Below are 540 nucleotides of genomic sequence, written 5' to 3'. Positions count from 1 at the left end.
TCTTGATTGCAGCCAGCTGCGCGAGAACTTGAGGTCTTTTTCGATCAGGCTTGCGCTGCACTCTAGCAGTTCGCTGATCTCCTGGTTCTTCATGCCCATCAAGTATTTGAGTTTTAAAGCGCTCGATTGACGTGGGTAGCGTGTGCTAAAGCTATCTAAGGCTTTGTCCATGATGATCAACTGCTCAAAGCGGTCTTCTTCGTCCTTCATCAATGTGATGTGTTGGCGTTTTTGCGCTTGGTGTGAGCGAGCGTTGTCGATCAATATTTGGCGCATGACTTTAGCGGCCATTAAGAAAAAATCACGCTTGGTGGCGATTTCACTCATGTCGCAGTTTGACATCTTTAGGTAAGCATCATGAATCAATGCGGTGGTGCTGTTGACGCTGTCTGCCAATACCATGTTGTCGGTGCCGTATTTTTCGGCGTTGCGCTCACGTTCTTGTTGGGCGATTTTACGCAGTTGCAAATAGGCGAATTGGTACAGCTCGCTTTCGGCTTGTTTATTACCAGACTGCCACTGCTGAATAATGTGGGTTAG

1 protein-coding gene is annotated in these 540 nt (G+C 47.6%); it reads right to left on the bottom strand.

Going from position 1 to position 540, the window contains the following annotated elements; all coding sequences use genetic code 11:
* On the bottom strand, positions 1-540 hold a 540-nt coding region (locus R7Q11_RS28825; protein WP_225467303.1), incomplete at both ends, for a sigma-70 family RNA polymerase sigma factor.

This window comes from Vibrio sp. 970 (assembly GCF_033339075.1).
Note: the sequence above shows the minus strand (reverse complement) of the source record. Positions and strands in the feature narration are given on the sequence as shown.